The sequence below is a fragment of the Providencia sp. PROV267 genome, assembly GCF_028477825.1.
In the GTDB taxonomy this organism is placed as follows: Bacteria; Pseudomonadota; Gammaproteobacteria; order Enterobacterales; family Enterobacteriaceae; genus Providencia; species Providencia stuartii.
Genome location: NZ_JAMPLX010000007.1, coordinates 177,181 through 192,807 on the forward strand (window position 1 = coordinate 177,181; position 15,627 = coordinate 192,807).

Annotated in this window: 11 protein-coding genes; 8 read left to right on the forward strand and 3 right to left on the reverse strand. The window is 42.1% G+C overall.

The window, feature by feature from the left end; genetic code table 11:
• Positions 1 to 147 precede the first annotated feature (147 nt).
• From ybfE to fur, 3 genes are all read left to right on the forward strand, one after another.
• Positions 148 to 441, forward strand: a complete 294-nt coding sequence (ybfE, locus tag PR709_RS05505; RefSeq protein WP_004918124.1) for a LexA regulated protein — start codon at positions 148 to 150, stop codon at positions 439 to 441.
• Between the two features lie 146 nt (positions 442 to 587).
• The gene (gene fldA, locus PR709_RS05510; RefSeq protein ID WP_014657842.1) at positions 588 to 1,115 is read left to right on the forward strand and encodes a flavodoxin FldA; all 528 of its coding nucleotides are present in this window, start codon (positions 588 to 590) and stop codon (positions 1,113 to 1,115) included.
• A 173-nt stretch (positions 1,116 to 1,288) separates the two neighbouring features.
• On the forward strand, positions 1,289 to 1,738 hold the full coding sequence (fur, locus tag PR709_RS05515) for a ferric iron uptake transcriptional regulator (protein WP_004918120.1): 450 nt from the start codon (positions 1,289 to 1,291) through the stop codon (positions 1,736 to 1,738).
• A 303-nt stretch (positions 1,739 to 2,041) separates the two neighbouring features.
• Here fur and PR709_RS05520 read toward each other — a convergent pair whose 3' ends face one another.
• On the reverse strand, positions 2,042 to 4,720 hold the full coding sequence (locus PR709_RS05520; protein WP_272570805.1) for a beta-N-acetylhexosaminidase: 2,679 nt from the start codon (positions 4,718 to 4,720) through the stop codon (positions 2,042 to 2,044).
• Between the two features lie 68 nt (positions 4,721 to 4,788).
• Positions 4,789 to 6,186, reverse strand: a complete 1,398-nt coding sequence (gene chiP / locus PR709_RS05525) for a chitoporin ChiP (RefSeq protein ID WP_004918116.1) — start codon at positions 6,184 to 6,186, stop codon at positions 4,789 to 4,791.
• Between the two features lie 473 nt (positions 6,187 to 6,659).
• Between chiP and PR709_RS05530 the strand changes: the two genes are divergently transcribed.
• A complete protein-coding gene (locus PR709_RS05530) occupies positions 6,660 to 8,096 on the forward strand; it encodes an MFS transporter (protein WP_004918113.1) in 1,437 nt (478 codons plus the stop codon).
• Positions 8,097 to 8,132: 36 nt separating this feature from the next.
• Here PR709_RS05530 and ansB read toward each other — a convergent pair whose 3' ends face one another.
• Complete coding sequence (gene ansB, locus PR709_RS05535; protein ID WP_272570806.1) at positions 8,133 to 9,176, reverse strand: L-asparaginase 2; 1,044 nt, start codon at positions 9,174 to 9,176, stop codon at positions 8,133 to 8,135.
• 178 nt (positions 9,177 to 9,354) lie between these two features.
• Here ansB and ycaO point away from each other — a divergent pair, with 178 nt between their 5' ends.
• From ycaO to pflA, 4 genes are all read left to right on the forward strand, one after another.
• Positions 9,355 to 11,109, forward strand: a complete 1,755-nt coding sequence (gene ycaO / locus PR709_RS05540; protein WP_004918110.1) for a 30S ribosomal protein S12 methylthiotransferase accessory factor YcaO — start codon at positions 9,355 to 9,357, stop codon at positions 11,107 to 11,109.
• A gap of 343 nt (positions 11,110 to 11,452) precedes the next feature.
• Entirely contained in the window at positions 11,453 to 12,310 is an 858-nt protein-coding gene (focA, locus tag PR709_RS05545; protein ID WP_004918108.1) for a formate transporter FocA, read from the forward strand.
• Between the two features lie 69 nt (positions 12,311 to 12,379).
• Positions 12,380 to 14,662, forward strand: a complete 2,283-nt coding sequence (pflB, locus tag PR709_RS05550; protein WP_004918106.1) for a formate C-acetyltransferase — start codon at positions 12,380 to 12,382, stop codon at positions 14,660 to 14,662.
• A gap of 143 nt (positions 14,663 to 14,805) precedes the next feature.
• The gene (gene pflA, locus PR709_RS05555) at positions 14,806 to 15,600 is read left to right on the forward strand and encodes a pyruvate formate lyase 1-activating protein (protein ID WP_014657838.1); all 795 of its coding nucleotides are present in this window, start codon (positions 14,806 to 14,808) and stop codon (positions 15,598 to 15,600) included.
• Positions 15,601 to 15,627 lie beyond the last annotated feature (27 nt).

The following is a 15,627-nucleotide window of genomic DNA, read 5'->3' on the forward strand; positions in this document are numbered from 1 at the left end:
TGCGCTCGGCTGGTGCTTTTTCCAACAAACAGCTCTTTTTTTTACTATCAATAACTTTCGCTCGACATGCGCTATGGTACAAGGGAGTCAGCTAGGGTATTATTGCGCGCTGGATTATTGGTATACGCCCTTTAGCAGTAAAAATATATGGCAAAAGAACAAACTGATCGCACCACCCTTGATTTGTTCGCTGAGGAACGCAGGCCTGGGCGACCTAAAACAAGTCCGCTGTCGCGGGATGAACAATTAAGAATCAACAAACGTAATCAACTTAAGCGTGATAAGGTCAAAGGACTACGCCGCGTTGAATTAAAACTTAATGAAGATGCTGTCACGATATTGAATCAATTGGCGAATGAAAAAAACATGAGCCGTAGTGAGTTGATAGAAGAGATGTTAATGTCACAGCTAGCGCTAGTCTATGAGCCTTCTGGTCAATAGTTTCGTCTTCATAAACCACACAAATTCGACAGATTTATTCACGCTTTTTCGCCAAAATAGGGTCAAAATTCTAGGTACTTTAGTTCAAATTTAGCCCTATCTGGCTTTAGTAAACCAGATTGGAAAAACAAGAGGTTATTCACTTTATGGCAGTCATAGGCATTTTCTTCGGTAGTGACACTGGTAATACAGAAAATATTGCCAAGATGATCCAAAAGAGATTAGGCAACGAGAACGCGGAAGTTCATGATATTGCAAAGTGCAGTAAAGAAGATATTGAAGCATTCGATATTCTGCTTCTCGGTATCCCAACTTGGTACTATGGTGAAGCCCAATGTGATTGGGATGACTTCTTCCCAACACTCGAAGAAATTGACTTTGAAGGTAAACTTGTTGCTTTATTCGGCTGTGGCGACCAAGAAGACTATGCGGAGTACTTCTGTGATGCGATGGGAACCATTCGCGATATTATCGAGCCACGCGGTGCAGTGATCGTCGGTCATTGGCCAACTGATGGCTACCATTTTGAAGCATCTAAAGGAATGGCGGATGATAACCACTTTATCGGCCTTGCTATTGATGAAGATCGCCAGCCGGAACTCACCGAAGAACGTGTTGATGCATGGGTACAGCAAATTTCAGAAGAGATGTCTTTGTCTGAAATTTTAGGCTAATCGACTAATTAGAAATAGGCTTATTAATACTATTATAATAATGCGACAAAGCATGGTTTCTATTTTTTATTTCCATGCCTATAATTGTAAATCAGTTTAGAAGACAACTGAATTTATGTTAAAAACGTCTCATTATTGTTAAATTTATGATTTAAGATACAGGACAAACCCGCATGACAGACAACAATAAAGCATTGAAGAATGCTGGACTCAAAGTCACTCTTCCAAGATTAAAAATATTGGAAGTACTTCAGGAGCCTGAGTGCCATCACGTCAGTGCGGAAGATCTCTACAAAAAGCTGATTGATATGGGCGAAGAGATCGGTCTGGCTACAGTTTACCGCGTATTAAACCAGTTTGATGATGCAGGTATCGTGACACGTCATAACTTTGAAGGCGGTAAATCCGTTTTTGAGCTGACTCAACAGCACCATCATGACCACTTAATCTGCCTAGACTGTGGAAAAGTCATCGAGTTCTCTGACAAATCCATCGAAGAGCGCCAGACCAATATCGCTGCACGCCACGGTATTAAACTATCTAACCACAGTTTGTATCTTTATGGTCACTGTGCTGATGGCGATTGCCGTGAAAATGCGGATGCACACGATCCAAAAGAGTAATTACCGTAAATCTTTGCCTTTAACTGACTATAGATAGTTTTTAAAAAGGCTGTGGGATTTGAGTCCAGTACTCACTGGGCTCTAGCCTTCCCCACTTCATATTAATGCCTTACTTATCCTGTTTTGAGATCTTTCAAGAACCTAACGAGTCCCCTTCAATCCTTTGTCAGCTGAGTAAAGATTAAGTCGTATGGTTGATAGGGTTCTGATACCCAAGCTCGGCGGGTAATAGAACGTGATTATTGTATGGTGACGATAAAACCGTGAGGGAGCCTCTTCATTCGCTCCCTCACCACATACCCGTTATTTTTGAGTCACGATTTCTACACGACTCGCCCTCGCACCGTCTGGACTTTTCGCTCTTATTTTGACGTTCCCATTGACTTTGGGTGGGTTATCCGCCGAATAAACCTGCCAGTTATCGCTATCTGCCAATGCATACTCGATAATTAAGCTAGGGTAACTGATATTCGCCAGTAGCACACCGTTTTCAATTTTTGCACCAGGAACAGGGATACGGTAGGCAACTCCGGCTCTATCTAAGCGGCGAAGCTCTTTTTGCCCTACGATAGTCGCAAAACGGTTCCAATCATCTTCTAATTTTTGCTGTGAAACATATTGGGTTTTACCACCAATATATTCACGCCCTGATTGATAATCATTTTCCCATTGCGCCTTATGCCACGCTCTTTCTGCCAGCGGCAAAATGCGAGGGAATAACATGTATTCGACCTTATCATCCGTTCTGACGGCTTCACTCCACAATTGCCCTGAAAGACCATATACGCCCGGCCAAGGCTTGTCGCTTTTCGCACTGAAAGGATTCCCATCTCTATCCACTGAGGTTTCAGCATTTTGAGGGAGGTTATTCGGGGCAAAAGCAAAGACTTTTTGTTCATCACTCGCGCGTGTTGCCCAGTAGTAACCACTTTCACTTGGGTTAACTTCATAAGGCATATCAAAATAGACATAGTCTGGGTTGGAGATAACCACTTGGTAGCCTTTGTTTGCCCAATCATTTGCCGAGTCAAAGCCTCCCCAATAGAGAGTATCCCAGAAATTAACGCGAACATTGTCAGTGGCGAAATCTTTCGCACTCGAAGCGTCTTTTAAACCATCCTGCCATGCTTGCATTGTTGTAACGCCTTTTTGTTGCAAACTTTTACTCACCTGTTTAGCAAAATGGCTGGAAAGATGGTCAAAATCGCTGACATCCCCTTGCTGAATTAAAGCCTGACATGCTTTCGATTTTGCCCATGGCTTATCTTCGCGCTGTTTATCAATAATACCTTTGCCCGGCTCAATAGGGCCGCGTTTATCTTGGAAGCCTGCACCTAAGCGAATATTTTTCGCCTCATCACCACCAAAATGCCATGTTTTCAGTGGAACACCAGCTTCATCGTGCATCTGCATCACTTCACTGACGACTTTATTGACAAAGTTCTGTGATGAATCTAAGCAAGGGTTTAAATAACTACGCTTATCATAAAACTGTACCGATGTGGTTATTGAAGTATCTGATGGGTCAACTAAGCGGTACTCATTTGCCCCTTGTTCATCGCCCGCCGCGCTTAACTTATTATAACGCGCCTCCATAGCAACAACGGCTGCACGCGCATGGGCTGGCATATCAATTTCAGGGATCACCTCAATGTTGCGATCTTTGGCATAACGTAAAATTTCAATATAGTCATCACGCGTGAAATAGCCGCTCCCCATATTATTATTGTCAGCCCCCGACCCGAGTTGCGGCAATAAACATTTTTGCTCAGTTAAATCATGGCAACGCTGACTTCCCACTTCCGTTAATTCAGGTAAACCGGGGATCTCTATCCGCCAGCCTTCATCATCGGTTAAATGAAAATGGAATTTATTTAATTTATAGCGTGACATCTGGTCAATTAATCGCATCACCACCTGTTTACTGTGGAAATTTCGTCCAACGTCTAAAAAGACCCCACGATATTCCATACGTGGTTTATCATTCACGACCATTGCTGCCACTTTCGGTGTGTCACTTTCAGTTACCGCTGACAATAATGAACCTACACCATAAAATAACCCTATACGGTCATAACCAATAATTTCGGCTCGTTGCGGTGTGATCACTAATTTGTAAGCACCACTCACTTGATCTTCAGTAGAAAATTGCTTAGGTGCGATTTTTCCTTCAATGGGGAACCCGTGACTATTTTGTTTTAGCTTGCTCAGTTGTAAGTGTTGTTCAATAACAGCTAACTCACCTTTCGTTAGCCCATTTAGTTGTAATTTAACGCCTTTACTCAGATCAACATCCTCTGACTGCAAACTGATATCAAATGGAGTAGGTAAGATTTGCCCTCGCAATTGCTGCTCAGATAACGGTTTCATCGCTAAGTTTTTTTGATAGCGGTTTTCTGGTGTCATTAATAGATTGTTATCGGCGTCGGTTCGTTTCCAATTTTTCAGTTCAAAGGGGGTAACAAAGGTTGTTGGATCTTGAGTATCAGTGCTCTTAAGGTTGCGTGGGGATGCATCTCCCGATGTCGCGTACCACCTAGGCATAAAGTCTGAATAACTAACCTGCCAATATTCTCCCGTTAGCGGTAATACCACTTTTTCGTGGGCTTTAATCCCTTTAAATTGCTCTGTTGGTGTAATTTTATGAAGGTCGCCTGTAATATGTGTGATCTTAAATTGCGGGTTATCTTGTTTTAGAATCTGTCTAATACTATGAAAATAAAGCGCCCAATCGTTGGATTCAATCGCAGTATCGCCATTTGTTAAGGTAATATCGACACGGTTACATGCAGCCCAATCGGCACCCAGTGCAGCACAGTGAGTACCATGCTCACCAGCTTGGTTATCAAGCACATTTATTTTCACATCTATATCACTTAATGCATCGACGACTTGAGCCGATGATTGTTCAGCATTTACTGCGGTAGAAAAAAGTGTTGCTGATATGAATAATGCTAAAGGACTTAAATAATTCTTTTTCATTGTGACCTCAATATTAAATTCAAAATCAACCACTGCTATTTTATTTTTTAATAGCAGTGACCGCGCTATTAAAAAATAGTAAATGGCATCATGACCATAAACTTAATATCTTTTTCATCTTGAAATATATTGCCGAACCCACCACCATAGCTTGGAATATCTGTATGGTTGTCATATTTAGTAAAATGTAATTTAAATAAGGTATCTTTCGCCTTACCTGTCTGAACGGTATATAAAATATCAACGTTCCAAGCCGTTTCTTTTAATTTTACATCTTGAGCATATTGTGTATTCGTGCTGGGTTTAGCATCCCATCCATAAATATATGATGTTCCTACTTTCCAACCAGCAAGATCCCATTTAGCTAAATCGTACATCACCCCCGCAAAGAGCGCTTTTTCATTATTCGCGTTATAATCGGAGCGCCCATCCCACCAAATATCTAATCGCCCATTTGATGTCGCATACCCCGGGGTCATACGCTGTAAAAAATAGCCCTGATTCCCCTTTGCCTTCACATAAGTGCCTTCTAATCGAAAATCAAACTGATCATAGGTATAGCCAAACGTCACGGCTTGCAAGAACGCCAATCCATCGTAAACATCATTAATGCCACCATTGGTTACCTTATCTTTTGCTCCATAAAATTGATAAGACATCCGCAGGTCACGGGTAGCCACAGGAACAGCATAAGAGGCCTTCGCAAAGTACTGGTCCATATAGCCTTTTGCTTGCCCATAAGCCGCCTCTAAAACAAGGTTATTTTTAAAATCATATTTAAAACCAAGGGATTGCAAATAACTGATCCCTGTTTGACCATCCGCTTCACGGAAGTTATACATATCGCGATACCAAGGCGCTTTATAACGGTCTGTCCACATATATGACAGGCTCAAGGCCCCTTGTTGTGCGAAATCAAATACCCCACCGATTTCGAAACCCCGATAAGTTCCGGGCATATAGCTCCAGTGAGAAGCTAATAGTGTTTGTCCTGTTGGTTGGATATAACCGCCTCTGCCCCAAAACGGACCATATTGCATTTTAGCCGCTGCTTTATAAACGCTGACACCACTTCGATCACCGGTCCATTTTTCATCCCAACGCGTTTTTGCATCACTAAAACCAATTTCATTAGGCGCCGCTGGGCCACTATTGGATAATTCTATGGCTGTAAATGCGGCTAAATCTAAACCGATGACATCCTGAAAATAACCTGAAGAATAATCAAGGCTGGCATTCACGGTTGAATGTTTAAGGTTGTCGACATATTTCTTATATTTATCGCTTTCTGGATTTAACTCTTTCCTCGAACGGTCACGTTGCCAATAATACAAACCGCCTTTAAGGGTTGAATCATCTAAAAATTGCTCAGAAAAACTTATTGGTTGATAACTAATAGGAAGGAGTGCTATTCCTATTTTAAGCACGAGTATTCCCCTGCCACGATTGACATTTTTATTAACCATTCGATGTTTCCTCAGTTTTTTATATTATTTTTCAGTGATAAATTTCAGTAGCCGCCCGTTAAGTAATGATTAGTTTTGATAAACAAAATACGAGTACCTACTTAGCCTATTTTTCGCAACGCGAATTATTAAGGCTAAAAATATATTTATTCCTAAAATATGAGCCAAGACACATTAATTTTTCTATTCATTCACAGTACTAATTATTCGAGTTTATGGTGTTTCTCGAATTAATATCCTGAATTTAGGATAAAATGCAGGCAAAACACTATGGACAGAATGGGCATTTTGGACTTATTTCAACATAAAAAATAACTACATTTGAATGTAATCGTTTCATTCAAACTTGCTAAGTTGATTCATAACTGCTTTAGTTGATGAATAGTTTTTCACTCATAAACAGATCAAGTGAATGATTTTAGTGAGGGAAAATAAGGCGATTCAATAAGAGAAATAAGAGGGATCCGTCACACGTGAATATAGAGAAAAGTCAGCAGGAAGGTTGGCGTACACTACTCACCGGTAAGAATCTCTGTTTAACACTTGCCTTATCGGGGGGGATTTGCCTCCATGCGATTAATGTTTATATCACCATTACCACATTACCTTCCGTTGTACGGGATATTGGCGGCATTAATTTCTATGCTTGGAATACCACACTGTTTATTCTGTCTTCGATTATTTTGTCCGCCCTTACCTCACGGATCCTCAATTATTTTGGCCCCAAAAAAAGTTATGGGCTGGCGACGTTGATTTTTCTTGTAGGATCCGTTATCTGCGCTATCACCCCCTCAATGCCAGTAATGCTCCTTGGCAGAGTGATCCAAGGGGCTGGTGGCGGGATTTTACTCACCTTATCTTACTCAATGGTACACATTGTATTTCCTCAACATTTATGGTCGAGAGTGTTAGCGATGATGTCGAGTATGTGGGGAATGGCAACATTACTAGGGCCAGCACTGGGTGGCGTATTTGCAGAGTACGATATATGGCGAGGAGCATTTTGGTGTCTAGTCGTAGTCGGTATCCCTTATTTATGGCTGACTTGGCGGATTTTGCCGGCAAAAAATCCCCATGAAAACTGCCCTCAACAGCCGATTCCATTACAGGCCCTTTTACTGCTTTCTTGCGCCGTGCTCGCCATCTCTCTAGGCAGTTTAAGTCAAGACAAATTTATCCCTATTGGAGGGATGTTTATTGCCGTTTTACTGTGTGCTCGATTAATGGTTATTGAGCGTCGTGGTCATAATACGCTTTTCCCTTCGGGAACATTTCGCTTTTCTGCACAATTAGCGCCTATTTACCTCACGATGGCATTGTTGGGTCTAAGTGTACAAACAGAGGTTTTTGTTCCCTATTTTTTACAGATATTGCATGGTGTGGCTCCCTTGTTATCAGGCTATTTAGCGGCCCTAGTCGGTGCGGGTTGGTCAAGTGCCGCCATTGCTTCCTCATCACTAAAGCCGACGGTTGCCGTGCGAATTATTCGTTTCGCTCCACTATTCACACTGGTAGGCCTAACCACTCTTGCATTGTTCATAACAAAAATTATTGCTATTGAAGCATTTCAGGTATGGATTATTTGTATTGGTCTATTTATCACTGGCGCAAGTATTGGTGCAGCATGGCCACATTTGCTCACGCGAGTATTGCAAGTCTCGGCTGGAAGTGAATCTCAAAAAGCGTCGTCGGCAATTACGACCTTACAGCTATTTTCCACTGCTTTTGGTGCCTCTTTGGCAGGTATGATCGCTAACCTTGCAGGGCTTTCTTCACCTGGAGGGATTGAAGGTGCGCAATCGGCATCAATATGGCTCTTTATACTCTTTTCCTTAGTACCTTGCTTTGCGCTAATTACCGCTAATATTGTCGCCAATAGGGTGGATTTATCTGCGAAAAGCTGCGAATAGAGGGTCATTCCCCCTATTCGCTAATTTTAGTGTGGGTTAGTATTTTTCAAAAAGTGCCTGAATACGTTTAGGATCTTTGGTTTCAGTCAAGGCTAATTGAAGTAAAACACGTGCTTTTTGCGGGTTTAAGCGCTCTGAAGCTACAAAGCCATATAAGTTATCATCCACTTCAGCGTTACGAGTGGTGTAGCCTGTTGGTACACGGCTGGCACGAACGACAACCACATCCTCTTTAGCAGCAGTGGCTAATGCATCAAAAACCGTTTTATACATGTTGCCATTCCCAACCCCCGCACTCACTATTCCCTCAACTCCCTCATCACGTAACGCTTTCACTGGGGCAGCAGAGGCATTAGCATAGTTATAGACAATGCCAACTTGAGGTAATTTGTCTAATTTACTGACATCAAAGGCTGCTTTATTATCTCTAGGATCTGCTGGTTTATAAAAAGTCACTTTGCCATCATGGATAAAACCTTGTGGGCCTGCATTTACTGCCTCAAACGCTTGCACTTCGGTTGTGTTCATCTTAACGACATCACGCCCTTGGATCACTTTATCATTCATTGCCATTAAGACACCGCGATCCCCCGCTGATTTATCCGTCGCTACCACCACCGCATTATATAGGTTGAGAGGGCCATCAGCCCCCAGTGCAGTCGATGGTCTCATTGCGCCAACCAATACAATAGGTTTTTGACATGATGTTGTTAAATCGAGGAAAAAGGCAGTTTCTTCTAACGTGTCTGTACCATGAGTGATCACAAATCCATCTGTTTTATCACACTCTTGGTTGATTTTTTTCGCTAACGTTAACCAGACTTGGTCATTCATATCTTGGGAGCCAATATTGACGACTTGCTCGCCATTAAGATTCGCTATTTTTTTGATTTCAGGCACTGCATTGATGAGAGCATCAATACCGACCTTTCCGGCTTGGTAGCTTGAAGATGTTGCTGATTCACCACCTCCTGCTATCGTTCCTCCGGTGGCTAATACGGTAATATTTGGTAGTGCAAAAACGGATGTACTTGCCAATGAGAGCGCTGTCGCCAGTAATATTTTATGACTCTGTTTCATCCTATAACCTCTCTTTAAATAAACTACCGTTATTATGTGGATTTGAAACTGCATTTCCGTGATACCGATAATTATTTTAGGCAAAATAGTGGGGATTAGGATAATTTTGCGTGAGGTGTGTAACAAAAATCCGTATCATAGCCCCCTATAATTCTCCCTATTGATAAGTAACAAAATCATGAGCCAAACATTTATTCCTGGCAAAGATGCCGCCCTTGAAGTTTCCATCGACGCATTTCAAACAAAATTGAAAAAACTCGGTTTTGATATTGAAGAAGCCTCATGGCTGAATCCTGTTCCTAATGTTTGGTCAGTCCATATTCGAGACAAAGCATGCCCTCTGTGCTTTACGAACGGCAAAGGCGCGAGCAAAAAGGCCGCTTTAGCTTCTGCACTCGGTGAATATTTCGAGCGTTTATCAACTAACTATTTCTTTGCCGATTTCTATTTAGGAAAATCGATCGCTGAAGGTGATTTTGTTCATTATCCCAATGAAAAATGGTTTCCTCTTACCGAAGACGATAGCTTACCGGAAGGTATTTTAGACACTCGCTTACGTGAATTTTACGATCCTGATAATGCTTTGGCAGGCAGTCAGTTGATCGATTTACAATCGGGTAATGAAGAGCGTGGTATCTGTGCACTGCCTTTTACTCGCCAATCCGATAACCAAACGGTTTATATTCCTATGAATATTGTCGGCAACTTATATGTCTCTAATGGTATGTCGGCAGGCAACACGGCAAATGAAGCGCGTGTTCAAGGCTTATCTGAAGTCTTTGAACGTTTTGTGAAAAACCGCATTATTGCTGAACGAATCAGCTTGCCTACCATCCCAAATGAGATCATGGCTCGCTATCCTAATGTGGTTGAAGCCGTTGCCACACTTGAAAAAGAAGGCTTCCCTATTTTCTGTTATGACGCCTCTCTTGGTGGCCAATTCCCAGTCATTTGCGTGGTGCTATTTAACCCACAAAATGGAACCTGTTTTGCCTCTTTTGGTGCCCACCCTGATTTTGGTGTTGCTTTAGAGCGTACCGTAACAGAACTCTTGCAAGGCCGTAGCCTTAAAGATCTTGATGTGTTTAATGCGCCGACATTCGATGATGAGGAAGTGGCTGAGCAGACTAACCTAGAGACCCATTTTATCGACTCTAGTGGTCTTATTAGCTGGGATCTCTTTAAAGACGATGCCGATTACCCTTTCGTCGATTGGAATTTTAAAGGCACAACACAAGAAGAATTTGCAACACTTATGGGTATTTTTAATCAGCTCGGCGCCGAGGTTTATATTGCTGATTATCACCACTTAGGGGTTTATGCCTGCCGTATTTTAGTGCCGGGTATGTCTGATATTTATCCTGTCGAAGACTTGCATATTGCCAACAATGCGATGGGGGCACATTTACGTCATACCATTATCACGCTGCCTGATAGCCAATGGGAAAAGCAAGATTATCTGGCATTAATAGCGCAATTGGACGATGAAGGCCTCGATGATTTCACGCGTGTACGAGAGCTACTTGGCCTTGCCGTAGGTAAAGATAATGGCTGGAGTAACTTGCGTATTGGTGAGTTAAAATCCATGCTGGCGCTAGCAGGTGGTGACCTAGATCAGGCATTAGCCTGGGTAGAATGGACACAAGACTTTAATAGCTCCGTTTTTACCGCTGAACGAGCTAACTATTATCGTTGTTTGCATACCCTACTACTACTGAGCCAAGAAGAACAACGTGATGCGTCACAATATTATAGCGCTTTTGTCCGTATGTATGGGCAAGAGACCGTCGATGCGGCATCCGCTGCTATTGCTGGCGAATCTTGTTTCTATGGTTTGTGGTCCATCGATGATGAATTAACTGCGCTTCCAGCTCACCAAGCGCTACTTGCAGCCTATGAAAAACTGCAAAAAGCAAAACGTGAACATGCCTAATTGTTTTCTAACTCATCATTTTTAGATAGTGGCCTTCGGGCCATTATCTTTATATAAGTTAAATTAATTAAAATCACCGCTCATTTTGCAATATTTAAATAACAAATCACCGGTTTTATTTACCTATATTCCCTGAGCAAAGTCAGAATATAAAAATTTTTAATAAAATTTAAAAAATATTTAATTTATAAAAATCAATTAGATAAATCGAAATTTAACCATTTTTCAACAATTTACGTTGATTTCTTACGATGGTTCATGATCCATATCAAATTTCTTAGTTATGCCGTTTGTTACTATGATTGCGTGCTATAATTAATCAACTTAGTAAGAGAGTGTTAGTATGAAAGCTGACAACCCTTTTAATCTTTTGCCTCCCGCTGTAATGGCTCAAGTTGCAGATGACTCTGGTGTTTACAAAGCCAATAAACATCCTGCAATAACATACTTGTCAGCATTCACTGCCGGTATCTTTATCTCAATCGCATTCGTTTTTTATATTACTGCGACCACTGGCGCACAAGCCGCTCCTTTTGGTTTTACGAAACTTATCGGTGGTGTCTGTTTCTCTCTTGGGTTGATGCTCGTGGTTATTTGCGGTGCAGATCTATTTACATCCACGGTGTTGACCATTGTGTCAAAAGCTACAGGGCGGATCACTTGGGGGCAAATGTTCCTAAATTGGTTTAACGTCTATGTTGGCAACCTTATCGGCGCGCTCTTCTTTGTTGCTTTGATTTGGTTTGCTGGTCAATATACCGCGGCAAATGGTCAATGGGGGCTTAATGTCCTACAAACCGCAGACCATAAACTGCACCATACATTTATTGAGGCTGTTTGTTTAGGTATTTTAGCTAACTTAATGGTTTGTCTCGCTGTTTGGATGAGCTACTCAGGTCGTAGCCTAGCCGATAAGCTTTTGGTGCTTGTGCTCCCTGTCGCCATGTTCGTTGCGAGTGGCTTTGAACATAGCATTGCAAACATGTTTATGATCCCATTAGGTATCATGATCAAAGAGTTTGCTCCAGCTGAATTCTGGACTCAAATTGGCGTTTCACCAGAACACTTTTCTCAACTCAGTGTTAGCAACTTTGTTACAGACAACCTAATACCCGTTACTATCGGCAATATCATTGGCGGCGCACTTTTAGTCGGCCTAATTTACTGGTTCATGCATTTACGTGGTGGTCAAAAACATTAATAGCCACTACTTTCACGAAAAGATTTATTAAGATCCTTAAAAGATCCATTGTTAAAAGGTAAAAGTATCATGTCAGAATTAAATGAAAAATTCGCTTTAGCATGGCAAGGTTTTAACCAAGGTAACTGGAAAGAAAACGTCGATGTGCGTGACTTCATCCAGAAAAACTACACTCCATATGAAGGTGATGAATCTTTCTTAGCAGGCTCTACCCCAGCAACAGATGCGCTGTGGGAAAAAGTCATGGAAGGAATCAAAATCGAAAACCGTACTCATGCCCCCGTTGATTTTGACACTGATGTTGCATCAACGATCACTTCCCATGATGCGGGTTACATCGCCAAAGATTTAGAACAAATCGTTGGTCTGCAAACAGATGCACCTCTAAAACGTGGACTTATCCCATTCGGTGGGATCAAAATGGTGGAAAATTCATGTAAAGCCTATGATCGCACTTTAGATCCTAGCCTGAAAAAAATCTTTACTGAATACCGCAAAACCCATAACCAAGGCGTTTTCGATGTTTACACTCCAGACATCCTAAAATGCCGTAAATCAGGTATCTTAACCGGTCTGCCTGACGCATATGGTCGTGGTCGTATCATCGGTGACTACCGTCGTGTTGCTCTGTACGGTATTGATTTCCTGATGAAAGACAAATTTAATCAGTTCACTTCACTGCAAGAAAGATTAGAGAACGGTGAAGACCTGCAAATGACCATTCAATTGCGCGAAGAAATTGCTGAACAGCACCGTGCATTAGGCCAAATCAAAGAAATGGCTGCAAAATATGGTTATGACATTTCAGGTCCTGCGACTAACGCTAAAGAAGCGGTTCAGTGGACTTACTTCGCTTACCTAGCGGCAGTGAAATCACAAAACGGCGCGGCAATGTCATTTGGTCGTGTTTCAACCTTCTTAGACATTTATATCCAACGTGACCTTGAAGCTGGTAAACTGACAGAGCAAGAAGCACAAGAGCTGATTGACCACTTAGTCATGAAGCTACGTATGGTTCGTTTCCTACGTACTCCTGAATACGATGAGCTGTTCTCTGGTGACCCAATTTGGGCAACAGAATCTCTGGCAGGTATGGGTCTTGATGGCCGTACACTGGTGACTAAAAACACCTTCCGTTTCTTAAATACACTGTATACCATGGGCCCTTCTCCAGAGCCTAACATGACTATCCTGTGGTCAGAGAAACTGCCAATTAGCTTCAAAAAATTCGCTGCAAAAGTCTCTATCGATACTTCATCAGTTCAGTATGAAAACGATGACTTAATGCGCCCAGATTTCAACAACGATGACTATGCTATCGCATGTTGCGTCAGCCCAATGGTAGTTGGTAAACAAATGCAGTTCTTTGGTGCTCGCGCTAACTTAGCGAAAACCATGCTGTATACCATCAATGGTGGGATTGATGAAAAACTGAAAATGCAAGTAGGTCCTAAACACGCTCCTATCATGGACGAAGTACTTGACTTCGATACTGTGATGGATCGTATGGATCACTTTATGGATTGGTTAGCAACTCAGTATGTCACTGCATTGAATATCATTCACTATATGCATGACAAATACAGCTATGAAGCGGCTCTGATGGCACTGCATGACCGTGACGTTTACCGCACAATGGCTTGTGGTATCGCAGGTCTATCTGTCGCTGCTGACTCACTGTCTGCAATTAAATATGCGAAAGTAAAACCAATTCGTGACGAAGACGGCATCGCGATTGACTTTGAAATCGAAGGTGAATACCCACAATTTGGTAACAACGACCCTCGCGTCGATGATATTGCTTGTGACTTAGTTGAACGTTTCATGAAGAAAATTCAGAAACTGCCGACTTACCGCAATGCAGTACCAACTCAATCTATCCTGACAATCACTTCTAACGTGGTTTATGGTAAGAAAACAGGTAACACACCAGATGGTCGTCGTGCTGGCGCACCATTCGGACCAGGTGCAAACCCAATGCACGGACGTGACCAAAAAGGTGCTGTGGCTTCACTGACTTCTGTCGCTAAACTGCCATTTGCTTACGCGAAAGATGGTATCTCTTATACCTTCTCTATCGTACCAAATGCATTAGGTAAAGATGATGAGGTTCGTAAAGCGAACTTAGCCGGTCTAATGGATGGTTACTTCCACCATGAAGCTTCTATCGAAGGCGGTCAGCACCTAAACGTCAACGTAATGAACCGTGAAATGTTGTTGGATGCGATGGAAAACCCAGAGAAGTATCCTCAGTTAACTATCCGTGTTTCTGGTTATGCAGTGCGCTTTAACTCACTGACTAAAGAACAACAGCAAGACGTTATTACTCGTACTTTCACAAGTTCAATGTAATAATTAGGTTAATAAGTCAATTAAAATAACTAAAAAGCCCCAGCCTTATGGGGCTTTTTTAGAACTAAACCTGAATACTTTAAGTCAATTCCCCACTAATAACGATATATTTAAGTATGACAGGTATTTTTGGAGTTCCTGCTATGTCGACAACAACCAATATTATCCCAACCGCTGATTTAAGCACCACTGCGCCTCCTGCGACGCTGGGACGTATCCATTCCTTTGAATCTTGTGGTACTGTTGATGGCCCTGGTATTCGCTTTATTGTCTTTTTTCAAGGCTGCTTAATGCGCTGCTTATATTGTCATAACCGTGATACTTGGGACACCCATACCGGTAAGATGGTTACCGTCGAAGAGTTAATGAAAGAAGCTGTTACTTATCGCCACTTTATGAATGCCACAGGTGGTGGCGTAACGGCATCGGGCGGCGAAGCGATTTTACAAGCTGAATTTGTTCGTGATTGGTTCCGTGCATGTAAAGCGCAAAATATCCATACTTGCCTTGATACAAACGGCTTTGTACGTCGCTATGATCCCGTGATTGATGAGCTAATGGAGGTGACCGATCTCGTTATGCTCGATTTAAAACAGCTCAACGATGATATTCACCAAACATTGGTCGGCGTTTCTAATCACCGGACACTCGAGTTCGCTCGTTATCTTGCCAAACGTAACCAAAAAACTTGGGTGCGTTATGTCGTTGTTCCCGGCTGGAGTGATGATGACCACTCTGTTCATCTGCTCGGCGAATTTACCAAGGATATGAAAAACATCGAGAAAATCGAATTGCTCCCCTACCATGAGTTAGGCAAACATAAATGGGAAACCATGGGCGAGGAGTATAAACTCGATGGCGTTAAGCCCCCTTCAAAAGAGATCATGGAACGTGTCAAAAGCATCCTTGAAAGCTACGGCCACAAGGTCATGTATTAAACACCCTAATGGCTCTACACTCATGTA